Annotated in this window: 21 protein-coding genes and 1 pseudogene; 11 read left to right on the top strand and 11 right to left on the bottom strand. The window is 71.0% G+C overall.

The annotated features are described in order from the left end of the window. Positions 1-37: 37 nt before the first annotated feature. A complete protein-coding gene (locus tag AB0B94_RS29055; RefSeq protein WP_238670769.1) occupies positions 38-694 on the bottom strand; it encodes a TetR/AcrR family transcriptional regulator C-terminal domain-containing protein in 657 nt (218 codons plus the stop codon). A gap of 196 nt (positions 695-890) precedes the next feature. On the opposite strand from AB0B94_RS29055, the gene AB0B94_RS29050 reads away from it, so the two are divergent. Both AB0B94_RS29050 and AB0B94_RS29045 read left to right on the top strand, forming a co-directional pair. Beyond that, on the top strand, positions 891-2,063 hold the full coding sequence (locus tag AB0B94_RS29050; RefSeq protein WP_145791617.1) for an acyl-CoA dehydrogenase family protein: 1,173 nt from the start codon (positions 891-893) through the stop codon (positions 2,061-2,063). Between the two features lie 86 nt (positions 2,064-2,149). After that, positions 2,150-2,668: a peptidoglycan-binding domain-containing protein gene (locus tag AB0B94_RS29045; protein WP_357287546.1), complete on the top strand. Its 519-nt coding sequence runs from the start codon at positions 2,150-2,152 to the stop codon at positions 2,666-2,668. Between the two features lie 47 nt (positions 2,669-2,715). Here AB0B94_RS29045 and AB0B94_RS29040 read toward each other — a convergent pair whose 3' ends face one another. From AB0B94_RS29040 to AB0B94_RS29010, 7 genes and pseudogenes are all read right to left on the bottom strand, one after another. Further along, positions 2,716-3,753 (bottom strand): aminotransferase class V-fold PLP-dependent enzyme, encoded by a 1,038-nt coding sequence (locus tag AB0B94_RS29040; RefSeq protein WP_357287543.1) that lies wholly within the window; start codon positions 3,751-3,753, stop codon positions 2,716-2,718. A gap of 61 nt (positions 3,754-3,814) precedes the next feature. Then, the gene (locus AB0B94_RS29035) at positions 3,815-4,351 is read right to left on the bottom strand and encodes a SigE family RNA polymerase sigma factor (RefSeq protein ID WP_357287540.1); all 537 of its coding nucleotides are present in this window, start codon (positions 4,349-4,351) and stop codon (positions 3,815-3,817) included. Next, a complete protein-coding gene (locus tag AB0B94_RS29030; RefSeq protein ID WP_357287536.1) occupies positions 4,351-4,962 on the bottom strand; it encodes a permease-like cell division protein FtsX in 612 nt (203 codons plus the stop codon). Before AB0B94_RS29030 ends, AB0B94_RS29035 begins: the two co-directional genes overlap by 1 nt. Positions 4,963-5,049: 87 nt before the next feature. Next, entirely contained in the window at positions 5,050-7,239 is a 2,190-nt protein-coding gene (locus AB0B94_RS29025) for an FUSC family protein (protein WP_357287533.1), read from the bottom strand. Positions 7,240-7,326: 87 nt separating this feature from the next. Further along, positions 7,327-8,739, bottom strand: a complete 1,413-nt coding sequence (locus AB0B94_RS29020) for an FAD-dependent oxidoreductase (RefSeq protein ID WP_357287530.1) — start codon at positions 8,737-8,739, stop codon at positions 7,327-7,329. Positions 8,740-8,811: 72 nt separating this feature from the next. After that, positions 8,812-9,183 carry an RICIN domain-containing protein gene (locus tag AB0B94_RS29015; protein WP_357287604.1) on the bottom strand — a complete coding sequence of 124 codons (372 nt, stop codon included), beginning with the start codon at positions 9,181-9,183 and terminating at the stop codon, positions 8,812-8,814. A gap of 171 nt (positions 9,184-9,354) precedes the next feature. Next, positions 9,355-10,962: pseudogene (locus AB0B94_RS29010) on the bottom strand (serine/threonine-protein kinase); the annotation flags it as partial. 193 nt (positions 10,963-11,155) lie between these two features. Between AB0B94_RS29010 and AB0B94_RS29005 the strand changes: the two are divergent. Genes AB0B94_RS29005 through AB0B94_RS28995 form a run of 3 tightly spaced genes read left to right on the top strand, consistent with a single transcriptional unit; the run spans position 11,156 to position 12,374 of the window. Next, the gene (locus AB0B94_RS29005; protein ID WP_357287610.1) at positions 11,156-11,752 is read left to right on the top strand and encodes a hypothetical protein; all 597 of its coding nucleotides are present in this window, start codon (positions 11,156-11,158) and stop codon (positions 11,750-11,752) included. Then, positions 11,644-11,892 carry a hypothetical protein gene (locus AB0B94_RS29000; RefSeq protein WP_357287601.1) on the top strand — a complete coding sequence of 83 codons (249 nt, stop codon included), beginning with the start codon at positions 11,644-11,646 and terminating at the stop codon, positions 11,890-11,892. Before AB0B94_RS29005 ends, AB0B94_RS29000 begins: the two co-directional genes overlap by 109 nt. A gap of 8 nt (positions 11,893-11,900) precedes the next feature. Further along, positions 11,901-12,374: a hypothetical protein gene (locus tag AB0B94_RS28995; protein WP_357287598.1), complete on the top strand. Its 474-nt coding sequence runs from the start codon at positions 11,901-11,903 to the stop codon at positions 12,372-12,374. 25 nt (positions 12,375-12,399) lie between these two features. On the opposite strand, the gene AB0B94_RS28990 is transcribed toward AB0B94_RS28995, so the two are convergent. Then, the gene (locus tag AB0B94_RS28990) at positions 12,400-13,785 is read right to left on the bottom strand and encodes a cation:dicarboxylase symporter family transporter (protein ID WP_357287527.1); all 1,386 of its coding nucleotides are present in this window, start codon (positions 13,783-13,785) and stop codon (positions 12,400-12,402) included. 97 nt (positions 13,786-13,882) lie between these two features. Here AB0B94_RS28990 and AB0B94_RS28985 point away from each other — a divergent pair, with 97 nt between their 5' ends. The 3 genes from AB0B94_RS28985 to abc-f all read left to right on the top strand — a co-directional run bounded on the left by AB0B94_RS28985 (position 13,883) and on the right by abc-f (position 18,130). Then, a complete protein-coding gene (locus AB0B94_RS28985; protein ID WP_357287522.1) occupies positions 13,883-15,469 on the top strand; it encodes a sensor histidine kinase in 1,587 nt (528 codons plus the stop codon). Next, the gene (locus tag AB0B94_RS28980) at positions 15,466-16,161 is read left to right on the top strand and encodes a response regulator (protein WP_357287517.1); all 696 of its coding nucleotides are present in this window, start codon (positions 15,466-15,468) and stop codon (positions 16,159-16,161) included. Before AB0B94_RS28985 ends, AB0B94_RS28980 begins: the two co-directional genes overlap by 4 nt. A gap of 331 nt (positions 16,162-16,492) precedes the next feature. After that, entirely contained in the window at positions 16,493-18,130 is a 1,638-nt protein-coding gene (gene abc-f / locus AB0B94_RS28975; protein WP_357287514.1) for a ribosomal protection-like ABC-F family protein, read from the top strand. Between the two features lie 44 nt (positions 18,131-18,174). Here abc-f and dnaE read toward each other — a convergent pair whose 3' ends face one another. Beyond that, positions 18,175-21,705 (bottom strand): DNA polymerase III subunit alpha, encoded by a 3,531-nt coding sequence (gene dnaE / locus AB0B94_RS28970; RefSeq protein WP_357287509.1) that lies wholly within the window; start codon positions 21,703-21,705, stop codon positions 18,175-18,177. A 148-nt stretch (positions 21,706-21,853) separates the two neighbouring features. On the opposite strand from dnaE, the gene AB0B94_RS28965 reads away from it, so the two are divergent. The 3 genes from AB0B94_RS28965 (at position 21,854) to AB0B94_RS28955 (ending at position 23,650) form a co-directional block, all read left to right on the top strand. Beyond that, positions 21,854-22,474 (top strand): L-threonylcarbamoyladenylate synthase, encoded by a 621-nt coding sequence (locus AB0B94_RS28965; RefSeq protein ID WP_357287505.1) that lies wholly within the window; start codon positions 21,854-21,856, stop codon positions 22,472-22,474. A gap of 88 nt (positions 22,475-22,562) precedes the next feature. Then, positions 22,563-23,102, top strand: coding sequence for an RNA polymerase sigma factor (locus AB0B94_RS28960; protein ID WP_357287498.1), 540 nt, complete (start codon positions 22,563-22,565; stop codon positions 23,100-23,102). Next, positions 23,099-23,650, top strand: coding sequence for a hypothetical protein (locus tag AB0B94_RS28955; protein WP_357287494.1), 552 nt, complete (start codon positions 23,099-23,101; stop codon positions 23,648-23,650). The genes AB0B94_RS28960 and AB0B94_RS28955 overlap by 4 nt, the downstream gene beginning before the upstream one ends. Here the strand turns inward: AB0B94_RS28955 and AB0B94_RS28950 are convergent, their stop codons facing one another. Next, positions 23,651-24,826 carry a low temperature requirement protein A gene (locus AB0B94_RS28950; RefSeq protein WP_357287491.1) on the bottom strand — a complete coding sequence of 392 codons (1,176 nt, stop codon included), beginning with the start codon at positions 24,824-24,826 and terminating at the stop codon, positions 23,651-23,653. Between the last annotated feature and the right edge of the window lie 132 nt (positions 24,827-24,958).

The raw sequence follows: 24,958 nt of genomic DNA, 5'->3' as shown, positions 1-24,958 counted from the left end.
GCGACGGGCGATCAAACTAGCGCTGGGAGTTTGGACGCTACCCGTTGGACCCGGCGGACTCCACCGTCTCGACGGTGTGGGTGTACTCGGCGGCCAGACCGTGCAGCAGCGCGTCCAGGCCGAGGGCGAAAGCGCCCTCGTCCACGCTCTGCTGGTGTTCGGCGAGCCGGTGGGCCTGGCGCAGGTGTGGGTAGTGCGCCGCGTACAGCTCCGGGTCCTCGACGAAACCCCTGGCGAACGAGCCGAGCGCCGAGCCGGCCACGAAGTAGCGCAGCGCCGCGCCGATGTGGGTGGCGCGGGCCGGCGGCCAACCGGCCCGGACCAGACCGCCGTAGACCGCGTCGGCCATGGCCAGGGCGGCCGGTCGACGACCCGGCCCCTGCGCCAGGTACGGCACGATGTTCGGGTGCGCGGTGAGCGCCCGCCGGTACGACCAGGCCCAGTCCCGCAGCGCGGCGAGCCAGTCCCGGCTGGCGAAGCCGCTGGTGTCGACAGCACCGGTGACGGTGTCGGCGACCGCGTCGAGGATCTCGTCCTTGGTGGCGAAGTGGTTGTAGAGCGAGGGACCCTGCACGCCGAGCGCGGCGGCGAGTCGGCGGGTGGAGAGCGCGCCGAGCCCGTCGGCGTCGATCAGCGCGAGCGCCGTCTCGACGATCCGGTCGCGGGTGAGCAGAGGCCGTCGAGGTCGGGGCACGTCGGAACTCCTCGGTCTGCGGTGTCCCTCCCCGTGGGAACCACCTGTTCACGCACCCTATCCGGGACCGTCCGCGGGCAGGCGTCACCACGTCGGCCGGAGAAGGGGTCTGGACGAATGAAAACTTACACCGCTAGTTTATGGGGGACCGCTGCGGCCCGTGGCGGCGCACCACCACGCCGACCGAGGGGGAACCGTGGACTTCGCACTGTCCGACGAGGAACGCGCCGTCCGGGACACCGTGCGCGCGTTCATCACCCGCGAGGTGATGCCCCTGGAAGCCGAGGTGCTCCGCCGGGAACGGGCGCACCAGCCGGGCCTCGACCACTCCGAGGTGCGCGAACTGCAACTCAAGGCGCGCAAGTTCGGCTTCTGGGGCCTGGCCACCCCGGAGGAGTACGGCGGGATGAACCTGCCAGCCGTACTCCAGTCGTTGATCTGGACCGAGCTGGGCCGCACCTTCGTGCCGTTCCGCTTCGGTGGCGAGGCGGACAACATCCTGTTCCACGCCACCGAGGAGCAGAAGCGGGAGTTCCTCATCCCGACCATCGAGGGTGAGCGACGCTCCTGCTTCGCGATCACCGAGCCGGGAGCCGGATCCGACGCCGCCAACATCAGGCTGTCCGCCCGCCGTGACGGCGACGACTGGATCCTCGACGGCGAGAAGACCTTCATCACCGGCGGTCACGACGCCGACTTCGCCATCGTGGTCGCCGTGACCGACCGGGACAAGGGCGCCCGCAACGGCGGCGCCACAGCGTTCCTGGTGGACCGGTCGATGGGCTGGCGCTCGGAGTTCATCCAGACGATGGGCGAGGGCGGGCCCGCGTCCCTCATCTTCGACGGCGTACGCGTGCCGCACCGCAACATCCTCGGTGAGATCGGGCAGGGCTTCACACTCGGCATGGAGTGGATCGGCAAGGGCCGCTACACCATCCCGTCGCACGCCATCGGCATCGCCGAGCGGGTGTTGCAGATGGCCATCGAGTACGCGAACACCCGGGAGACCTTCGGCACGAAGATCGGCACCAACCAGGCCATCCAGTGGATGATCGCCGACTCCGAGACGGAGCTGGAGGCGGCCCGCTGGCTGGTGCTGCGCTCGGCGTGGACCGTCGACGCGGGCCTGGACCCCCGGCACGCCTCGTCCATGGGCAAGCTCTACGGCGCGGGCATGGTCAACAGGGTGGTCGACCGGGTGCTCCAGATCCACGGCGGCATGGGCTACACCCGAGAGCTGCCCATCGAACGCTGGTACCGGCAGGTCCGGCTCTACCGGATCTTCGAGGGCACCGACGAGATGCAACGGCTGATCATCTCGCGGGACCTGCTGCGCGGCTACACGAAGATCGGTGGCCACCTGGCCTGACATCGTGTCCGCCCCGCGTGAACAAAGTAGGCCCGCCGGCCATCTACCCCCATGACAGCTGCCACTCAGCCAGAGGGGGATGTTCCATGCACCTACGAATCAGGGCCGTGGCGACGGCGATCGTCGTCGCCACGGTCGGCGCCGCCGTCCCGGCCGCGCCGGCATCGGCCAACGTCAGCCAGGGGTACGTGATGGGCTCAGGCACCTGGACTGACGACTGGAACGACGAGGGCCCGATCTCGGCGACGACCCGCTCGTACAACAACGTCGTCGCGATGTGGCAGTTGATCCTCTGGGCGGATGGTTACCTCGCCCGCTCGGGCGTCGACTGCCGGTTCGGGCCGGGGACGACCGCCGCCACGAAGAAGTGGCAGACCGCCCGGGGCCTCGTCGGCGACGGCGTCGTCGGCCCCCGGACGCTGGCCAGGGCGGCGACCCGACTCGCCGGGTACGAGGGCGAGGGCTGGTTCTACTACGACGGGGCCGGCACCAACATCCTTCACTTCGGTCGCCTCGCCGACGGCACGTGGGACATGAGCCTCGGGGTCGACCTGGAGTGGCGAACCCTCTCGTACACAGCGGCGAGCTTCAGCGTCTGCTCCTGATGCCGCCGATGACGGCCGGCCGCGCGCCGGCCGTCATCGGCGACGGGTCAGCCGGTCAACGCCGTCAGCGCGGCGTCCACGTCGGCCTCCGTGGAGTAGATGTGGAACGAGGCCCGGACCCGTCCGGCGCGCACCGCCGCCCGGATGCCGGCCGCCGCGAGGCGCTGCTCCGCGTCCGGCACGTCCACGCTGACGATGGCGCTCTCCCCCGGTGCCCGGCCCAGCCCGGTCAGGAACCGGTTGGCCAACGCCACGTTGTGCGCCCCGATCGCCGGCACGCCGATCTCGGCGACCACCTCCAGGGCGGGTGCCGCACCGACCCAGCTGAACCAGGCCGGTGAGATGTCGAACCGCCGGGCGTCGTCGGCCAACCGCAGCGGCGGACCGTAGTAGGAGGCGTGCGGGTCGCGGCCCGCGTACCAGCCGGCCGCGTCGGGGCGCAGCCGCTCGCGCAACCCGGGGGCCAGATAGGCGTACGCGGTCCCGCGCGGATTCATCAGCCACTTGTAGCCGCCCACCGCCACCGCGTCGGCCCGGCTGCCGTCGAACGGCAGCCAGCCGCACGCCTGGGTCGCGTCCACCGCCACCAGCGCGTCGTGGGCGCGGGCCGCGGCGATGATCTCGTCGTACGCCGCCACCGCCCCGTCGGCCGACTGCACCAGGCTGAACGCCACCAGGTCGGTGTCGGCGTCGATGGCGTCGACCAGCGACTCCAGCGGCACGGTGCGGACCGTGACGCCACGCTCCTGCTGAACCAGCCACGGGAAGAGATTCGAGGTGAACTCGACCTCGGGGACCACCACAGTGGCACCGGCGGGCAGCGCCGCCGCGACCGGCGCGAAGAGCTGGGACACCGCCGCGCCGACCGCCACGTCACCGACCGGCACCCCGATGAGGCCGGCGAAGGTGACACGAGCCCGGCTCGTCGACTCGCCCCAGCCCTCCCACGACGTACTACCAACCCGCCAGGCCGCGAGAGCCTCCTGCAACGCCGCCCACGCCGGCTCCGGCGGCAACCCGTAGCTGGCGGTGTTCAACCAGCCAGGCTCCGGCTGCCAGAGCTTCTGCGCCTGCTCGATCTCCATGGCGTCGACGCTAGGCCGAACGACGCGCGACGGGCACTGCCAATCGGCGATCGGCGGCCTGTCAGATGCTGACGAAGTCCTGACCGAGCAACGCCCGCAGCCTGGTCAACGCGCGGGCGTTCCGCATCTTGACCACCGACACGGAGACGTCGAGGGTGCTGGCGACCGCCTCGACACTCTGATCCTCCCAGTGCCGGAGCACCACGATGGCCTGATCGCGGATCGGTAAGGTAGCCAACGCCTGGAGCAGGACGACGTGCAGCTCTGTGGTGTCGTCGGGCAGTTGCGGCGACCCCTCGGGCAGCTCGGCGAGCACGACCTCGGCGGTGGCGCGCCGCTTGTTCTGATCGAAGACGGCGTTCATGAGGACCCGACGGCTGTACGCCTCGAGGCTCGCGGTGTGCCGGATCCGGCCCCAGTTCGCGTACATCTTCGCGAAGGTCGTCTGGGTCAGGTCCTGGGCGAGGTGCCAGTCACGACACATCAGGTAGGCGGTACGCCGCAGCCTCGGTGCGGTGGTCTCGACGAACGCGGTGAACTCCGCCTGCTGGGCGGTCTGCTCACGCCGTCGAGCCGCGCCCCAGCGGGCAGCCGCCATCAGTCGACCGCCGACGCGTTGGTGCCCGCCGGGCAGTCAATGCCGATGATCTCCTCGACACCAGGCAGACGTTCGAACCGTGCGGCCAGCTCCGCATACCTCGACCGCACGACGAGCGTTATCCGGAATGACTCCGGCAGTTGGCTGGCCACGATGTTGTCGACGAGTTCGGGAGCGTCCGCGTACAGCTTCTTGAACTTCCTCAGCGCCTCTTCGCGGCTCTCATACGCCACTGTCCCGACCGCCGGGTCCGCGTCCAGCGCGCTGTTGATCGCGCTGCGCTGCTGGTCGGTGATCTCGGGAGCGAGGTAGACCGCGGCGTCGGTCGCGGTCTCGTCAGCGGGGGCCTGGCACGCCCGGTTCACGAGCATGCCGAACGCCGCCGGCACCGTCGTCGGTGGCGGCGCCGACCGTTGCGGCGGTGTCGCCACGTTCACCGCCCCCACCGCCGCCACGGCGATCACGGCGGCAACACCTGTCGCCACCAGCCGTTGCCGCCGTCGACGCAGGCCGGTGCCGGCGGCCACCGCGTCACCGACCAGGTCGACCAGGGGTAGTGCCGGCTCGTCGGCGACGGCGCGGTCGAAGAGCACCCGTAGGTTCTGATCCATGTTTCCTCCCGTGGCCCCGGTGGGCTTCCACAGGTCAAGACTGGTTGGGGCACCGGATCGGTCACATCGACGCCGGCGGCACCGGCGTCACGGCTGCCGTCGGCGCCCGACCGACTCGTCGGCAGCGGGCACCGGGATCCGGGCGAGGCTGTCGGCGAGTCCGGCGAGCCACCTGTCGACCTCCACCAGGTGCCGGACCGACCGATGGTCCGCCTCGCCGAGGAGCGGGCGGATCCGGTCCAACTGGTCGACGCAGCTGGTCGGGACCGGCGCCCGCTGCGGTGTCCGGCCGTGGGCGACCTCGTCGGCGAGGGCGTCGTACGCCGACCGCAGACGCCCGGTGGAGTCCCGCAGCAGCGCCGCCGCCCCGGGCCAACCGGCGAGGCAGCCGGGCGGGTTGCGGCGCAGCAGCGACTCCGCTCCGGGCACGACATGGTGCCCGGCGCTCAGCACGGCGTCCCAGTTCACCTGTTGACGGTGCGGATCGTGCCGCTCGGAGTGGTACTGGCAGTACGACGAGTCGATCAGGACCATCCGGCGACGTACCCGGCTGAGGGCTCCCGCTGGTGGCGGAGCATCACCGAGTATCGACTGGACAGTCTGTTCGACGGCGTCCGCGCTGGCCGCCAGGTAGCGGGTGGCATTGTGCCGCAGGTCGTGGCCCGCGCCGCGCGGCCAGATCGCCACCCCGGCGAGCACGCCGATCACCGCGCCGAGCAGCACGTCGACGAGGCGGGCCTCGGCGAGCCGCCACCCTTCCGGGCTGAGTTGGGCGAAGACGACTGTCAGCAGCAGTGTGAACAGCGCCTGCTGCCACACCGGACCGAGCAGCCGGCCGACACCGAAGGCCAGCAGCAGGGTGACAGGCAGGACGACGGCGTACACGATCGGCTCGTCGACGACGAGCATCACCCCGCCGCTGACGATCGCGCCGACGATGGTGCCCAGCACGGCCGGCCGCAGCGCCGTGCGGGTGTCGGCGGCGGACGTGCGCAGAACCGTGAGGGTGGCCAGCAGCACCCAGAAGCCGTGGGTCAACTGCAACACCCCGGCGGCCACCCGGGCGATGGCGAGCGCCACGGCCAGCCGAAGCGAGCTGTGCAGGTGGGCCGAGCGCGGTGCCAGGTGGGAGCGGAACTGCCACCAGTACAGCGTCCACGGACTGCGCCGGGCGTAGGCGAACAGCTCCGAGGAGGCGTCGCCGCCGCCGAGGCGCGCACCGGTCGCCACCCGGGAACCGACGACGAAGACCCGCACCTGGTCCGCGAGGGCCAGCGCTGTCGCGTCCCGGCACAACCGGGGTACGTCCGGCGCGTCGCTGACCTGGCCGGATCCCACCGGGTACGCCGCCTCGGCTCGTCCGACCGCCACGTCCAGGTCGGCCGGGGTCACCGCCGGGGCACCCGGCGACAGGCTCCGGCCGGCCGCGCGGGTGGTGTTCGCGCAGGAGCGCAGCAGACGCGCCGCCGCCAGGTCCGGGATCGGCTCCGGCGGGGCGTCCGCCGCCAACCGGTCCGCCTCGGCGAGCACCTCCCGTAACGCGGCCGCGCAGATCCGCAACGCCCGGTCCTGAGCGCCCGCCGCGGTGGGCGCCCACGCCGGCGGGCTGCGGTTCAGCTCGATCGACGCCACCACGTCGTACGCCCGCTCGCGCCGCGCGTCCCGATCACCCCCAGCGGTGTGCGGGGCGGTCAACCGCTCGGCGGCGACGTCGAGGAAGGCGGCGACGCCGTGCGCCGCCTCGGCCAGGCGCTGCCGGTAGGAGACCGGCACCGGGTCGGGCCAGAGGAACACCTCGGCCGCGGCGAGCAGCACGACGGCGAGGGTCACCCCACCGAGTCGCTCCGGTAGGGTGCCCGGCTGGTACGGCGGGAACGACGCCAGGATGTAGAAGAGCTGGAACGCGCTGGCCAACCCCACCAGGCGCGGGTTGCCGACCCCGGCGAACGCCACCACGAACCCGACGACCAGCATGCCGCCGGTCGCCGCCCAGGTGCTCCAGGCCAACAGCGAGCCCACCGCGATCAGCGCCCACACCACCGGCAGCGACAGCACGAGGATCCGCGCCCGTTGCGGCGCCGGACCGGGTAGCTGAGCGAACGACCCGGCGGCGATGGTGCCGAACAACGCGTACGTGGCGAGCGTCGGGCTGCCCGCGCCGTACTGGCAGCCGTAGAAGACGACTGACGCGACGAGTGTCAGCCGGGCCGCGCGTCGCAGGATGGCGTCACCCGGGTCACGGCGGCGAAGCCGGCCAAGGAGGCTGGTTCCGAGCACTACCGCTCCCCCGGTTCGTCGCAGCACCCCTCCCCGGCCCACCATTCTCCACCGTGCCCCGCGGTGAGCGGCGGGTTTGCCGACGAATCACCGCCGGGAGCCGCCGAGCAGGCCGAGCCGGATGGCCCGGAACAGGGTGCCGGGGCGGCTCAGGGCGGCCGGGTGGTCGAGCATTGTGGTGACCCGACCCAGTCGGGCGTTGAGCACCGGGTCGGTCAGCGACGCCCGGAAGAGCAGGTTTCCGAACCACTTGGTGACCCTGTAGCCGGGCGGGTACGGCCCGTCGACGTGCGGCAGCTCGATGTCGGCGGTGGTGGAGATCTGCCAGGCGGCGTCGACCACCACGCGCACCTGGTCGAAGTACGCGTGCGCGGGCTCGTCGTGCGGCTTCGGACCGGAGCGCAGGTACTTCGACAGGCAGGAGGCGTGCAGTGCCGCGGAGGTCATGCCCTGGCCGTACACCGGGTTGAAGGAAGCGACGGCGTCGCCGGCGGCGACCAACCCGGCGGGCAGGCGGTCGAGCTTGTGGAAGTCACGGCGTCGGCTGTCGGCCTGGTGGTACGTGACCACCCCGCCGAGCATCTCCCCGTGTTCGGCGATGTCGCCGAACATCTGCGGATAGTGCTCCCGGCAACGGGCGGTGAAGTCGGCGACGTCGCGGCTGGGCCGGTCCCCGTCGTAGCCGGCCACCAGCATGATCCAGCGGTCCCCCTCGACCGAGTTGATCCCACCGATCCGGGCGGTACGCCCCTTGCCCGCCATGGTGTGGAACACCGCCACCCAGGCGTCGCTGACCTTCTCGTCGCGCGTGAAGAGCGCCGTGGCGTAGTTCAGCTTGATCGGCATGCGGTGCAGCGGCGGGCGCGGCCACCCGTGTTCGGCCAGCCAGTCGCTCAACCGGCTGGACCGCCCCATCGCGTCGACCACCAGGTCCGCCGCCTCGACGACGGGTTCGGTGCCACCCTCGGGCACGTACCGGGCGCCATTGACCCGCCGCTGGTCGAAGAGCAGACCCTCCGCCCGGCCGTACACCATGCGGATGTTGTCGATGGCGAGGGTGCGTCGGCGGACCAGCGCCTCCAGGAACGGACGCGTGGTGATCAGCGCCGGCCCGGTGCCGGTCGCCGCGGGCGGCAGACCCAACATGCCGTTCACGAACACCTTCGCCGTGCCCGGGTCACGCGGTGGCGGCGGGGCGCCGAGCGCCAGCGCCTCGACGGCGATGCCGGGAAACCAGCGCTCCAACTGGACCTGACCGGCGGGCAGCAGCGCGTGCACCTGGCTGCCCTGGGGCACGCCCGGCCGTGGACCGGCTTCGACATCGGACGGATCCCGTTCGACGATCAGCACTTCCTCGGCGTGGTCGCTCAACACCCGAGCCGCCAGCAACCCGGCCATGCTGCCACCGAGCACCACCGCCCGTCGCATGACCACGTCGGTCTCGGCGGGCGGTTCGGCCGTCGCTATCTCGGCGAAGAGCCGGGACGGAGAGGGGGGCATGCGATCACTCCTCGAACGGTCGGGAACCTCGGCATCCACGACCGTAACCACCTCAGCTCCTGCCGTCAGCGCTCAGTTGGCACGCCACTTCTGGTTGGCGTTGCCGCTGCACTGCCAGATTTGTAGCCGGGCACCGTTGTCGGGGTTCGAGTCGAGCACGTCGACGCACCTGTCCGCCCTGGTGTTCACCAGGTCGTACGCCTTGTTGAGGGTGAACCTCTGCGACGCCGCGCCGGAACACTCGGCGAGTTGGACGGCAGCGCCGTCCGCTGTGGAGTGGCCTGCGACATCCAGGCACTTGCCCATCGAACGGACAGTGCCGTCCGCCGGGAAGGTCCACAGCTGCTTCGCGGTCCGTCGACAGTCCCAGATCTGCAGCCGCGCACCGGCGACGGCGTTGCCGTCCGGGATGTCGATGCAACGGTCACTGGCGAAACTGGAGATCTGCTTCCCGGCGGGCGTACTGCCCTGCGTGGGGGACGGCGGTGGCGGGGCAGCCGGTTGTTGCGTCGGATCACCCGGGCCGGTCGTCGTGCCGCTGCCCGTCCCGGGCGACGGCGGCCCAACGCTCGCCGACGGTGGCGGTCCGGCGGGTCGCGACGGCGGGACACCGGCGACCGGCAGGCCCTGGAAACCATCGGTGATCAGCGCCAGGACGGCCGCGCTCGCGGACCATTCGGCGGCGGAGGTGGTCCAGTCGATCGAGTACGCGTGCCCGTTGTGGCCGACGAAGGCACGGCTCAACGTGTGCATCGCTGTGCCGTCCTCGTCGGTGTACGCCCACTCCCATTCGGCGGCCCGCAGCTGGTAACGCAGCGCGCCGAGCCGCACCTGCCGGTAGTCGGCGTACCGCCCGCGTTGCGCCCCCTCCCGCTCCCGCAACTCGGCGACCAGGTCCGCTGGGATGGACCGGAGCTCGTCGACGACGAGCACGCGGCTGCCGTCCGGCTCGCGGAACGCGGCGCGCTCACCGTCGCGCCGCGCCTGCCAGCCGTCGGGCACCGGTACGAGGAAGCGGGGATCGTCACGGTAGTAGCGCCAACCGGCGGGCGGCGGTGGCAGCACCCTGGACACCGGCGTCTCGGCGATCGGCGACGGGTTCACTGCCGGTGCCGCCACTTTGCCGTCACCCGCGCCACCGAAAAGCCCGCCGTTCAGCAGGGACGCGGTGACCAGCAGGACGACCAGCAGCGCGGCGGCCCCGACCGACCCGATCAGCCGGGCCCGACGCTTACGCCCCGACCCGGACCCCAGTGCGACGGTGACGGCCGGCGCGGCGGGGGGACCGGGCTCGGCGGTGACGAACTCGGGCACGATCGTCGGACGGGGCCCATCGTCGGCGGTGGCGGTGACCCGGGTCAACGGCCCGCCACCGGTGGTGCTCACCTCGGCGGCTGGCACGTCCGGGGCGGTGGCCTCCCGCAGGAGACGATCCGCCTCGTCGGCGCTGATCCGCTGATCCGGCTCACGGCGCAGCAGTCCTGCCAGCAGCGGGGTCAGCCGACCTGCTCGTTGTGCCGGCGGTGGCGGCTCGGTGGCGAGGGCTGCCAGCGTGGCGATCGGCGACGAGCGGTGGTACGGGGTGCGTCCCTCGACCGCCGCGTAGAGGGTGGCGCCGAGCGACCACAGGTCGGCCGCCGGTCCCACGTCGCCGTCGGTGGCCCGCTCGGGCGCGAGGAAGGCCGGCGAGCCGAGCACCATCCCGGTCTGGGTCATCCGTGGGTCGCCGGGGAGGGTGGCCAGACCGAAGTCGGTCAGCACCACCCGGCCGTCGTCGCCGAGCAGCACGTTGGCCGGCTTGACGTCCCGGTGCAGCACGCCAGCGCGGTGCGCGGCGCGCAGCGCGCCCAGGATGCCGAGTCCGATCCGCGCGGCGCGGTCCGCCGGCATCGACCCTTCGGCTTCGAGCACCTGTTGCAGGGACCGGGACGGCACGAGTTCCATCACGATCCAGGGGTCGCCGCCCGCGTGCAGCACGTCGAAGACGCGCACCACATTGGGGTGGCCCAGGCGGGCGACGGCCCGCGCCTCGCGCATTGACCGTTCGCGCATCTCGCGGCGTTCGTCGTCACGCAGGCCGGGCGGCGCCACCAACTCCTTGATGGCGACGTCGCGCTGGAGCATCTCGTCGCGGGCCTGCCACACGCGGCCCATCCCGCCCTGGCCGAGCGGACGGACCAGCCGATAGCGGTCGGCAATCAATTGTCGAGAGGCGTCTGGCACGGAAGGAAGGTACCCGTCGAGGTTTACGTGCCCAATTCCTGTGAGGGCTGAAAAAGCGGTAGTCGGATATGTCACAAGCAAGATCGACTGCTGACCGATCGTTCATTGAGACATAACTGCACCATCGGCACGAGCACTGTCGCCCACCGCAACGTTACCGACGCGTATATCGGTAACCTGCTATTAATATCGAATGAATTCGAATTCCGCCGAACGCCGGAGCGGCCGGGCCACAGCCGGGTGGGGCATCCTGTGCCTGACGGTGCTCCTGGCCGCCTGCACACCGCCGGGTGACCCGCGCCAGCACGCCACGCCGCCGGCCAACCCCGCGGCGCCGACGACCGGCACGAGCATCGGTGGGCCGCCGTGCACACCATCTGTCGACACGCTGCCAGCGCCGCCGGCGGGCTACCGGTTGGTGGGCGAAGACGTGGCGGTGCCCGACGCCCCCGTGATGTCGGCGGAAGACTCCGGGCAGACCGATCCGGCGGCACGACTGTTCGCCAAATGGGGGCTCATCGTCCGCGCCGGCACAGTCGTCGACCTGCGGGTGGCGCCGGGCTGGCAGGACAGGGCCCGGCTCGGCTGGGGCGGCACCGGCACGCCCGCGGCGGCCGTCACGGTGCACGCCTGCCCACCCGAGGGTGGGCAGGCTCAGTGGATGGCCTTCGTCGGCGGCACCTGGGTCACCCAGGCCGCCTGCGTACCGCTCATCGTGACGTCGAACGGCCAGAACGACAGCGTCGACCTCGGCATCGGCGTCCCCTGCGACAAGACCACCGCGTCCTAGCCCTGTGGTACGTCGGCAGAGCCCTCTGCGAATCCATCACGTCGCACACGTGGCGATTCACCATCGCGGCCGACCCATTTCCCGCACCCGGAGCGACTCCGACAGCGCCGCGGAATTCACCAAGCGACTGTTGGGCCTGACCCGAGACATGTCGGCCGCTTCGTCGGCGGCCCCAGCGGTTGCTGGGCAACAGATCGCGAAAGGAATGCGGACACTGCCGGCCGGCTTCCTCGATGAACGCCGCGCCGCGTACCTGACCGGCCGTCTCGGGGCCCAACGAGCCTGGTACGCCCAACGATCGCTGTCGAATCGGGCGCCGGCGACCCGATGGTCGGTAAGCATGCTCGTGGTGGAGATACCCGGAGTGGCCCGGGCGGCGTCGAGGGCCGGGGCTGACCGACCTCGACCTGCTCGAAGTGGCCGCCGCAGCGGTCGCGGCCGGCGCGGCCTGGACGCAGACACGGCACCACGGTGCGGTGGCCACCGCCCCCTGCTCAACTCGATCTTCAGGACGTCGCTGTGTCCGGGCGGCTCGGATGCCCCGACTTTTCAGGAAACGGAGTGGATCAGCGCCGGAGGGGGTCGCGGTGTTGCGCCGCCGCGACCCCGGTCCACGCCGTGACTCAGGCCCCGGCTCCGGCCAGGGCTCAGGCCGGGGCTCCGGCCGGCGTGGCCTTCCTCTCGTCGGGGCCTGACGCCGCCTCGTCGTCGTCGTGCTCGTCGACCATCGTGGCCTCGTCGAACGGGTCATTGCCGCTCAGCACACCGGCCGCCCGCTCCCTGTCGAACTCGCCGGTCCAGGTTCCCACCAGTACGGTCGCCACCGCGTTGCCGGCGAAGTTGGTCAGCGCCCGCGCCTCCGACATGAACCGGTCGATGCCGACGATCAGTCCGACCCCGTCGACGAGGTCCGGCCGGTGCGACTGGAGGCCGCCGGCCAGTGTGGCCAGCCCGGCACCGGTGACCCCGGCGGCACCCTTCGACGCGATGATCATGAACAGCAGCAGCGAGATCTGTTCGCCGACGGCCAGCGGCTTGCCCAACGCGTCGGCGATGAACAGCGACGCCATGGTCAGGTAGATCGCCGTACCGTCCAGGTTGAACGAGTAGCCGGTCGGCACCGTGATGCCGACGACCGGCTTGCTCACACCGAAGTGCTCCATCTTGGCGATCAGCCGCGGCAGCGCCGACTCCGACGACGAGGTCGACAGGATCAGCAGGAACTCACGGCCCAGGTAACGCAGCAACGAGAAGATCGAGATCCGGGCCACGAACCACAGCAGCGCGCCCAGGAACACCAGCACGAAGATCAGACAGGTGGCGTAGAAGCCCACCATGATCTGGGCGAGGCTCTTGAGGGCGTCCACGCCGGTCGCGCCGACCACTGCGGCCATCGCGCCGAACGCACCGATCGGTGCCAGCCACATGATCATGGCAAGAACCTTGAAGACGACCCGCTGGATGACGGTGATGGCGCTGAGTACCGGCTCACCCCGCCGACCCATGGCCTGCACGGCGAAGCCGACCAGCAGGGCGACCAGCAGCGTCTGGAGCACCTTGCCCTCGGTGAGCGAGGAGAGCAGCGTCGTCGGGATGATCCCGAGCAGGAAGTCAGCGGTACCGGCGGCCTCGTCACCGGCGGCGGCCTTGCCGGAGCCGGCGAGGTCCGGGCCGAGGTTCAGGCCGGAGCCGGGGTGGATGACGTTGCCGACGACCAGGCCGATGGCGAGCGCGACTGTCGACATGGTCAGGAAGTAGCCGAGGGCCAGGCCGCCGACCTTGCCGACCTTCGCGGCCTGCCGGACGGAGCCGACGCCGAGCACGATGGTGCAGAAGATGACCGGGCTGATCATCATCTTGATCAGGTTGACGAAGCCGGTGCCGATCGGCTTGAGTTCCTTGCCGAAATCGGGGGCGACCAGGCCGACCACGATGCCGGCGACGACGGCCACGATGACGGCCAGATACAGGTAACGGGTACGGTCCCGGCGGACCGCCGGTGCCGGGGTGGTGGCGGATGCGGTGGTGTCCATGTCGACAATGTGAAGCGCGTCTCACCCGTTGACAGCCTTGCGGTCATTCTGTTCACCGCGGTGGCGCGAACGGTGGCGCGACGAGGAGGTGGTGCAGGTGGCCCGACGCCAGTGGAGCATCGCGGGGCAACTCTTCGCACTCCAGGCGATGGTGGTGACGCTGCTCGTGCTGGCCGGGGCGGCGGGCGCCGTCTGGCTGGCCCGCAGCGACTCCCGCCAGGCCGCACAGGACGAGGTGCTCGCCGTGGCGCAGACAGTGGCCGGCTCCCCCGACGTCCGCGCGGCCCTCACCACCGTCGATCCCGCGCGGGTCCTCCAGCCGTACGCCGAGTCGACCCGGCAGGCAACGGGCACCGACTTCGTGGTGGTGATGGCCCCCGACCGCACCCGTTTCTCGCACCCGACGCGGGACCGGATCGGCGAGCCGTTCGTCGGTGAGATCGGGCCCGCTCTGGCGGGCCGCGCGTTCACCACCACAAACGTCGGGACGCTCGGCGAGTCGGTACGCGCTGTCGTTCCGGTCTACGACGAGCGGCGACGCCTCGTCGGTCTGGTCTCGGTGGGCATCACCACCCGTGAGATCGACAAGAAGCTGCTCGGCCAGTTGCCTGTGCTGTTCGGTGTGGTCACGCCGGCTCTGGCGCTCGCCGCGACCGGTTCCTGGCTGCTCAGCCGCCGGCTCCGTCGCCAGACGCACGGCCTGGGGCCGGCCCAGATGACCCGGATGTACGAGTACTACGACGCCGTTCTGCACTCGGTACGGGAGGGTCTCGTCGTGCTGACCACCGATCGTCGGGTGGCGCTCGTGAACGACGAGGGCCGCCGGCTGTTGGGGCTCGACGCGGACGCGCCGGTGATCGACCAGCCGGTGGCCGGGATCGACCTGCCGCCCGTGGCGGCCGAGCTGCTCGGCTCCGGCCGCGACGCCCGCGACGAGCCGATCGTCGCCGGTGACCGGGTGCTCGTCGCCAACCAGCGGACCACCCGCTTCGAAGGTGCGGTGCTCGGCACCGTGCTGACCCTGCGCGACCAGACCGAGCTGCGCACCCTGGCCAGCGAGCTGGATTCGGTGCGCGCGTTGACCGAGGCGTTGCAGGCGCAGACCCACGAGTCGGCCAACCGGCTGCACACGGTGCTGACCCTGGTGGAGCTGGGCCGCGCCGACGAGGCCGTCCGGCTCGGCACCCGGGACCTGGCCCTCGCCCAACAGCTGACCGACCGGGTGGTCGGCGCGGTGACCGAGCCGGCGTTGGCCGCGCTGCTGCTCGGCAAGTCCGCGCAGGCCGGCGAGCGCGGGGTGGATCTGGTCATCGAGCCGGACTGCCGCCTCGACGACAGTCCACTGCCGACCGGTGACCTGCTCACAGTGGTCGGCAATCTGGTCGACAACGCCCTGGAGGCGGTGGCCGGTACGCCGGCGCCGCGCCGGGTGCGGGTCTTCGTCGGCGCGACCGACGACGAGCTGGTGATCCGGGTCGCCGACAACGGCCCCGGGCTGGCCCCGGAGCGGGTCGCCGACGCGTTCCGACGCGGTTGGTCCACCAAGAGCACCGGCCGGGGCCTCGGCCTGGCGCTGGTCGGGCAGGTGGTCCGCCGACACGGCGGCAGCGCCGAGGTGGCTCGCTCGGACGACGGCGGCAGCCTGTTCACCGTCCGGTTGCCGGGCCGGATCGAGGGGGCATGACCGCCATCCGGGTGCTGGTCGTCGAGGACGAGCCGCTGCTGGCCGAGGCGCACAGCGCGTACACCGAACGGGTTCGGGGTTTCGTGGTGGTCGGGGTGGCGCACACCGCGCGGGCGGCGATGGCGGCCCTGCGCGCGGGCGGCGGCGGCGACGTGGACCTCGTACTCCTTGATTTTCGGCTGCCCGACCTGCACGGCCTGGACGTCTGCCGGGCGCTGCGCGCGGCCGGCAGCAGCGTCGACGTGCTCGCGGTGACCTCCGCACGGGACCTGGCGGTGGTGCGCACCGCGGTGTCCCTCGGGGTGACGCACTACCTGCTCAAACCGTTCACGTTCGCCGCGTTCCGCGACAAGCTGGAGCGCTACGCCGACTACCGCGCCCAGGCGCTCGCCGACGGCGAGGTCGCCGCCCAGCACGAGGTGGACCAGATGTTCGCCACTCTGCGCGGCGCCGCCGGGCACAGCCTGCCCAAGGGGCTCGACGCGCAGACCCTCGACCGGGTACGCGCCGCGCTCACCGACGGCACCCGCGCGGGGGTCGGGCTGTCCGCGACCGAGGTGAGCGCGCTGACCGGCATCTCCCGGGTGACCGCCCGCCGCTACCTGGAGTACCTGGTCACTGTCGACCGGGCCGCCCGCACCCCCCGCTACGGCACCCCCGGCCGCCCCGAGGTCGAGTACCGCCCCCGCTGAACGCCCAAACCCGTCGATCATGCAGTTGTGCTGCCTGACGAAAGGTACGTCGCGGCGCTTATCGCCCACCACAACTCCATGATCGACAGCATGGGGCGGAACCTGGTGGCGGGGCGAAGATCCGTTGTTAGACTTGGCGCGTTGGGTTAGCGGTACGACCAGGGAGACCAGACATGGCGGGTGACGACGACATCTCCGGGTGAGACCGGACGTGTTCGGCCACCGGTTCGGCGCGCCTCCCGCGCAGCCGCCGTGGCCATTTGTCGTTCACCGGTTCCCGTTGTCGTCGGGCGGCTGAGGCGCGCCCACCCCACCCTTTGAGGTCACTCGCATGTCTGATGCGTTCATCGTCTGCTCGAACCTGTCCTTCTCCTGGCCGGACGACACCCCGGTCTTCTCGGAGCTGTCCTTCACCGTCCCGGGCGGACGCACCGGCCTGGTCGCGCCCAACGGCGCCGGCAAGAGCACACTGCTGCGGCTGATCGCCGGGGAGCTGCGGCCCAGCGGCGGCGGCGTCACCGTCGACGGTGTGCTCGGCTACCTCCCGCAGACACTGCCGCTGGTCGGCGACCTGAGCGTGGCGCAGGTGCTGGGCGTCGCCGAGCGGATCGCCGCGCTGCACGCCATCGAAGCCGGCGACGCCAGCGAAGAGCACTTCTCCACCATCGGCGATGACTGGGACATCGAGGAGCGCACCCGCTCGGAGCTGGACCGGCTCGGCCTGGGTGAGCTGTCGCTCGACCGCCGGCTGCACACCCTCAGCGGCGGCCAGGTGGTCTCCCTCGGCCTGGCGGCGCAACTGCTGCGCCGCCCGGACGTGCTGCTGCTCGACGAGCCGACGAACAACCTGGACCTGGAGGCCCGGCACAAGCTCTACGACGTCCTCACCGAGTGGTCCGGGTGCCTGCTGCTGGTCAGCCACGACCGGGAACTGCTGGACCGGATGGACCGCATCGCCGAGCTGGACCAGGGCGAGATCCGCTGGTATGGGGGCAACTTCACCGCGTACACCGAGGCGGTGCACGCGGCGCGGGAGGTGGCCGAGAGCAACCTGCGCAACGCCGAGCAGGAGGTCAAACGGGAGAAGCGGGAGATGCAGCAGGCCCGGGAACGGGCCGACCGGCGGGCCAGCAACGCCTCCAAGAATCTGAAGAACGCCGGCCTGGCCCGGATCGTCGCCGGTGGGCTCAAGCGCAGCGCGCAGGAGTCGGCGGGCAGGGCGCAGGAGACGCACTCCTCCCGGCTCGGTCAGGCCAAGGCCCGACTCGACGAGGCCGGCCGGGCGGTACGCGACGAGGACCGCATCGTCGTGGAGCTGCCCGACACCACAGTCCCGGGCGGGCGCACCGTCTTCTCCGGCCAGGGCATGCGGGCCCACTTCGACGACCGGGAGCTGTTCGGCGGCGACGGCGCCGACCTGGTGATCCGGGGGCCGGAGCGGATCGCCCTGACCGGGGCGAACGGCGTCGGCAAGTCGACGCTGCTGCGCCTGGTCAACGGTGACCTGCAACCGTCCGGCGGTGAGCTGAAGCGCGGCGACGGGCGGATCGCGTACCTGTCACAGCGGCTGGACCTGCTGGACCTCGACCGCACCGTGGCGGAGAACTTCGCCGCGTACGCGCCGAGCCTGCCGGACGCCAAGCGGATGAACCTGCTCGCCCGGTTCCTGTTCCGGGGTGCCCGGGTGAACCTGCCGGTCGGGGTGCTCTCCGGCGGTGAACGGCTGCGCGCCACCCTCGCCTGTGTGCTCTGCGCCGAGCCGGCGCCGCAACTGCTGCTGCTCGACGAGCCGACGAACAACCTGGACCTGGTCAGCGTGGGTCAGTTGGAGAGCGCGCTGTCGGCGTACCAGGGGGCGTTCGTGGTGGTCAGCCACGACGAACGGTTCCTCGCCGAGATCGGCGTGCAGCGTTGGTTGCGGTTGGCCGACGGCAAGCTGCGCGAGATCAGCGCCCCCGAGCGGGTCTGAGCCCGGCGGTCCGGCCGGCGCAGGCCGGCCGGACCGATGCGGTCTCAGCTCACGTTGGCCGGGCCGAGGACGCTCTTCAGGTCACCCATCAGCGCGGTCGTGGCCGCCACCCGGAACGGACCCAGCCGCAGGGTGGTGGTGCGCCCGCCGTTCTGGAGTTTGACGTGTACCTCGGTGTCACCGGGGTGCAGCACGAGGGTTTCCTTGAGCTTCTCCACCAGCGGTGGTGTGCAGCGGTGCACAGGGATGGTGAGGGTGACCGGCTTGTTCGTGGCGCTGGTGCTGACGTCCGGCATCGACATGTCCATCGCCATGATCCGTGGGGTGTCGTCGCGGCGGTCCACCCGCCCCTTGACCACCACGATGGCGTCCTCGGCGATGTACTGCCCGATCACCTCGTAGGTGTTGGGGAAGAACAGCGTCTCCACCCCACCGGCCAGGTCCTCCAGGGTGGCCGACGCCCAGGCACGGCCCTGCTTGGTGACCCGGCGCTGCACTCCGGAGAGGATGCCGGCGAGGGTGATGACCGCCCCGTCGGGCACCCCGCCCTCCTCGGCCAGGGAGGCGATAGTGGTGTCGGCCGCCGCGTTGAGGATGTGCTCCAGACCGAACAGCGGGTGGTCGGAGACGTACAGGCCGAGCATCTCCCGCTCGAAGGCCAGCTTGTCGCGCTTGTCCCACTCGCTGTCGCCGATGGTCGGCATCACTGTGGTGCTGCCGGTGTCGGCGTCACCGAAGCCGGCGCCGAACAGGTCATACTGGCCGACCGCCTCCTTGCGCTTGACATCCGCGTACGCGTCGATGGCGTCGGCGTGCACCGCGAGCAGGCCCTTGCGCGGGTGGTCGAGGGAGTCGAAGGCACCCGCCTTGATCAGCGATTCGATCGTCTTCTTGTTGCAGACAACAGCATCCACCTTGGACAGGAAGTCGTAGAAGTCGGCGTACTCGCCCTTCTCCTCCCGGCAGCGCATGATCGAGGCGACCACGTTCGCCCCGACGTTGCGGACGGCGGCGAGGCCGAAGCGGATGTCCTTGCCGACCGGGGTGAACGGCCCGGCCGAGGTGTTCACGTCCGGCGGCAGCACCTGGATGCGCATCCGGCGACACTCGGCCAGGTAGAGCGCCATCTTGTCCTTGTCGTCGCCGACACTGGTCAGCAACCCGGCCATGTACTCGGCCGGATAGTGCGCCTTCAGGTACGCGGTCCAGTAGGAGACCAGGCCGTACGCGGCGGAGTGCGCCTTGTTGAAGGCGTACCCGGCGAACGGCACCAGGACGTCCCACACCGCCTGGATCGCCTCGTCGGAGTAGCCGCGCTCACGGCAGCCGTCCCGGAACGGGATGAACTCCTTGTCGAGGATCTCCTTCTTCTTCTTACCCATGGCCCGGCGCAGCAGGTCCGCCTGACCGAGGGTGTACCCGGCGAGGATCTGCGCGGCCCGCTGCACCTGCTCCTGGTAGACGATCAGGCCGTGGGTGGGCGCCAGGATCTCCCGCAGTGGCTCCTCCAGCTCCGGGTGGATCGGCGTGATCTCCTGGAGGCCGTTCTTGCGCAGCGCGTAGTTGGTGTGCGAGTCGACGCCCATCGGGCCGGGTCGGTACAGGGCCAGGACGGCGGAGATGTCCTCGAAGTTGTCCGGCTTCATCAACCGCAGCAGCGACCGCATCGGCCCGCCGTCGAGCTGGAACACGCCCAGGGTGTCACCGCGGGCCAGCAGCTCGTACGCGGCCTTGTCGTCCAGCGGCAGGCCCAGCAGGTCGAGCTTCCGGCCGTGGTTCAGCTCGATGTTCTTGACCGCGTCGTCGATGATCGTCAGGTTGCGCAGGCCGAGGAAGTCCATCTTCAGCAGCCCGAGCGACTCGCACGTCGGGTAGTCGAACTGCGTGATGATCGCGCCGTCGGCGTCGCGGCGCATCAGCGGGATGTGCTCGATGATCGGCTCGGCGGACATGATGACGCCGGCGGCGTGCACACCGGTCTGACGGATCAGCCCCTCGATGCCCTTGGCCGTGTCGATCACCTTGCGGACGTCCGGGTCGGAGTCGTACAGGCCGCGGATCTCGCCCGCCTCAGCGTAGCGGGGGTGCTTGTTGTCGAAGATGCCGGTGAGCGGGATGTCCTTGCCCATCACCGCCGGTGGCATGGCCTTGGTGATCCGGTCGCCGACCGCGTACGGGAAGCCGAGGACCCGGGCGGAGTCCTTGATCGCGGCCTTCGCCTTGATCGTGCCGAAGGTGGCGATCTGGGCGACCTTGTCGTCGCCCCACTTGTCGGTGACGTACTTGATCACCTCACCGCGCCGACGCTCGTCGAAGTCGATGTCGACGTCCGGCATCGAGACCCGCTCGGGGTTGAGGAACCGCTCGAAGATGAGGCCGTGCTGGATCGGGTCCAGGTCGGTGATGCCCAGCGCGTACGCCACCAGCGACCCGGCGGCCGAACCACGACCCGGACCCACAGCGATGCCCTGGTTCTTCGCCCACTGGATGAAGTCGGCGACCACCAGGAAGTAGGACGGGAAGCCCATCTGGTTGATGACGCCCAGCTCGTACTCGGCCTGGACGACGTGCCCCTCCGGGATGCCGTTCGGGTAGCGGCGGGCCAGGCCGGCGAAGGTCTCCTTGCGGAACCAGGACTCCTCGGTCTCCCCCTCGGGCACCGGGAAGCGCGGCATCAGGTTGTGGAACTCGAACATGCCCTTCGGGTCGACCTTCTCGGCCACCAGCAGTGTGTTGCGGCAGCCCTCCTGCCACAGCTCGGACGAGTCCACAGCGCGCATCTGGTCGGCGCTCTTGATGAAGTAGCCGCCGCCCTCGAACCGGAACCGGTTCGGGTCGTCGATGTTGCTGCCAGTCTGCACGCAGAGCAGCACGTCGTGGGCGGTGGCCTGCGCCTCGTGGGTGTAGTGCGAGTCGTTGGTGACCACCGGCGGGATGTCCAGTTTGCGGGCGATCTCGGTCAGCCCCTCGCGGACCCGGCTCTCGATGGAGAGGCCGTGATCCATGATCTCCAGGAAGTAGTTGTCCTTGCCGAAGATGTCCTGGTAGCTGGCGGCGACCTTGAGGGCCTCGTCGAACTGGCCCAGCCGCAGCCGGGTCTGCACCGCGCCGGACGGGCAGCCGGTGGTCGCCATGATCCCCTCGGCGTGCTCGGCGATCAGCTCCATGTCCATCCGGGGCCACTTGACGTAGTGCCCCTCCATCGAGGCGCGCGAGTTGAGGGTGAACAGGTTCTTCAGGCCCTGCGCGTTCTTCGCCCACATGGTCTTGTGGGTGATCGCGCCGTTACCCGAGATGTCGTCGCTCTTCTGCTCCGGGCGACCCCACTTCACCCGCGCCTTGTGATAGCGCGACTCCGGCGCCACGTACGCCTCGACGCCCAGGATCGGGGTGATCCCGGCGGCCATCGCCTGGTTGTAGAAGTCGTTCGCGCCGTGCATGTTGCCGTGGTCGGTGATCGCCACGGCGGACATGCCGAGCCGGTTGGCCTCGGCGAACAGGTCCTTGAGGCGGGCCGCTCCGTCGAGCATCGAGTACTCGGTGTGCACGTGCAGATGCGCGAACGAATCGGCCATGCCTGGCGCCCCCCGGCGGTGTGGATCTTGTTGGTCGGAGCCGACCGGGACCTACCCTACCGAGGTGATCTCGGCGGCTCCACCGTCCGCGCCGACGGTCGTGGCCCTCGTCTCCTGACCCTCCCCGCGTGCGCCTAGGCTCAGCAGCATGGCGAGGTACTACGACGTGCATCCGGAGAACCCGCAGCCCCGGATCATCGGCCAGGTCGCCGAGCTGATCCGTGGTGGTGGGCTGGTCGCCTACCCGACGGACTCCTGCTACGCGCTCGGCATCCAACTGGGCAACCAGGATGGGCTGGACCGGATCCGCCAGATCCGCCACCTCGACGACCGGCACCACTTCACGCTGGTCTGCCGGGACTTCGCGCAGCTCGGCCAGTTCGTCCAGATCAGCAACTCGGTCTTCCGGCTGGTGAAGGCGTCCACCCCGGGCAGCTACACGTTCATCCTGCCGGCCACCCGTGAGGTGCCCCGCCGGATGCTGCACCCGAAGAAACGGACCGTCGGCGTGCGGGTGCCCCGGCACACCGTCACCCAGGCGCTGCTGGCCGAACTGGCCGAGCCACTGGTGTCCAGCACCCTGGTTCTGCCCGGCGACGAGGAGCCGATGACCCAGGGCTGGGAGATCAAGGAACGGCTCGACCACCAGCTCGACGCGGTGCTCGACGCCGGTGACTGCGGTAAGGAGCCGACGACCGTGATCGACCTGTCCGGGCCCGAGCCGGAGATCCTGCGCCGGGGAGCCGGGGACGTGGCCCGCTTCGAGTGACGCGTCGGATGCCGGACCGTACCGGGGCGCGGCGGCCACACCGGTCGTACGCTCAGGGATCGGCACCGGCGAGCATTGGACATCCGGCATGCCCGACGCGGACGAGATCGACGCCCTGGCCCGGTCCGCGGCGCACGGTGACCCGGCCGCGCTGACCGCCCTGCTGGTCGCGGTACGCCCGGAGGTGCTGCGGCTGTGCGCACGGTTCCTGCCCAACCGGGAGGACGCCGAGGAGGCCTGCCAGGACACCCTGCTGGCGCTGGCCAACGGAATCACCCGCTTCGAGGGCCGCTCCTCGTTCCGCACCTGGCTGCACCGGCTGGCCGCCAACCGGGCCCGCTCCACGTACCGCACGCTGCGCCGCCGCTGCCGGTTGGAGGCCGGCGGCGTACCGGTGCCCGACCAGGCCGACCCCCGACGGACCAGCGTGGTCGCCGGCACCCGCCTCGACCTGCTCGACGCCTTCGACGCGGTCCGCCCCGACCTCGCCGAGGTGATCGCCCTGCGCGACGTCCTCGGGCTGAGCTACCCCGAGATCGCGGCGCTGCTCGACGTGCCGGTGGGCACCGTGAAGTCCCGGCTGCACCTGGCCCGGCGGCAGGTCCGGCAACGACTCGGCACCGGATGAGCCCCGCCGCGCGAGGCCGCTCGATCCGTCGGCTCCTCGCCGGTGGCGTCGGCCTCGTGGCCGCCGTGTCGGTAGCGGCCTGCGGCGCCGACCCGGTCGCGCCGCTGCCCGTACAGCCACCAGTGGAGTCCCGACCGTCGCCGACCCCCTCGGCGATCCCGGCGCCCACCGCATCGCCGTCCCGACCGCCGCCGAGCAGTGGACGTCCGATCGCGGCACCGCCCGCACCAACCACTGCCCGGGGTACGCCGCACCGCCCGGCCACCACGTCGACAGCGCCGACCACGAGCTGCCAGGGCGCCGTGCGCTACGACCTGCCGCTGGCCGAGACCGAGCTTGAGCTGCTGCGGTCGCTCTGTTTCGCCACCGGCGCGGTGCTGCGGATCCAGGGCATCGGCCCCGGCCTGGTCACCGTCGACCGCCCGGAGCTGGTCTCGCAGCACTACGAGGCCGGCGTGGTGGACATCCGGTTCGTCCGCCCCGGCACCGTCGACGTCAGGATCCCGAAGGAGGCTCGGGAACACACGATCACGGTGGTGGTCCGCTAGTCAGAGTGTCGCCGGCGACGGGGCGCGACGGTGCCGCGCCCGGAGGAACTCGACGGCCGCGACCCCCAGCAGCACCAGAGCGGCGGCGAGGCCCAGCGCCAGCCCAGGCAGGTGCACCGAGAGCGGCGCCAGGGCGATCGTCGCGACGACACCGACGACGTGAGACAACGGCACCCGCCCGTACACCTCGTGTTCCAGGACCGCCCGACCGATGAGGAAGAGCCCGGCTCCACCCAGCACGAGCGCGGCCATGGGTGCGGTGGGTCGCTCCCACGGCTGGGCGATGATCCGTTCCACGCCGGCGGCCGTGCCCACCACTGCGGCCACCATCAACCAGTGGGCGTACGGGTTGGTCTGCACCAGCCGGGTCCGGTGGGGTGAGGCCTCGATGGCGGCGCGGAGCGTCGCGCCCGCTCCCTGGGCGTAGCTCCACCAGAGCACCGCCGCTGTCAGGAACGCGGTGGCGAAGGCGGCGATCCGATCGGGGGTGAAGGGCTGATGGCTCAGGCTGAGGACGCTGACCAGAACGAGTTCCCCCAAGGTGAGGATGTAGATCTGTTGGTACCGCTCGGCGAGGTGCTCCGGCGCGACCCGGTACTGCGGCAGGGGCGCCCGGCCGGGGATGGGGAAACGGAACCCGAACGCGACGTAGTCCACACCCAGCGCGACGAGCCACACGGCGAGTCGCCACTCGGGGTCGGCCACCAGGCCGCCGACCACCCACAGGGTGCCTGACCCGAGGTTCCAGACCAGCGCGCGAAGGGAGCGTTCCTGCCCCTCCCGACCCCGCAGGGATCGGATGAGCACCAGCCCTCGGCCCAGGTTTATCGCCGCCCAGGTGCCACCGAAGATCAGTCCGTGCTCGTGGAACGCCGTCGGCAGCGCGGCGGACATCAGCATGATGCCGAACATGATGCCGAGGATCAGCTGGGGAATCGGTCGCTTTCGTGGGCTGTACGTGTCGGTGATCAATGTGGTGGTCACCCAGACCGCCCACAGTGTCGACAGGGCGAGCAGCGCCTGGGCGATGCCGGTCCAGGTCTGCTCGGCCGCCATCGCCTGCGACGTCAGGGTCAGGCTGGCGATGAAGGCGAGATCGAAGAACAGCTCCAGCAGGTCGGCGCGCTGCGGTCCGGTCGCCGTACGGGTCAGCTGTCGAGGCGCACCGTCCGTCATCGGTACCCGCTCGATCCGTCGCCGCCGAAGACGGACCGCCCGCCCGCACAGCCAGCGGGGACCGCAGCCCGACAACACTTCTGCGCCACGCTGCCAGCCTTCCATCCGAGGCGCGGCACCGGGCACGTTCGT

The sequence above is a fragment of the Micromonospora sp. NPDC048986 genome (genome assembly GCF_040649335.1).
Lineage (GTDB): Bacteria > Actinomycetota > Actinomycetes > Mycobacteriales > Micromonosporaceae > Micromonospora > Micromonospora alfalfae.
This window is presented reverse-complemented; position numbering and strand designations above follow the sequence as displayed.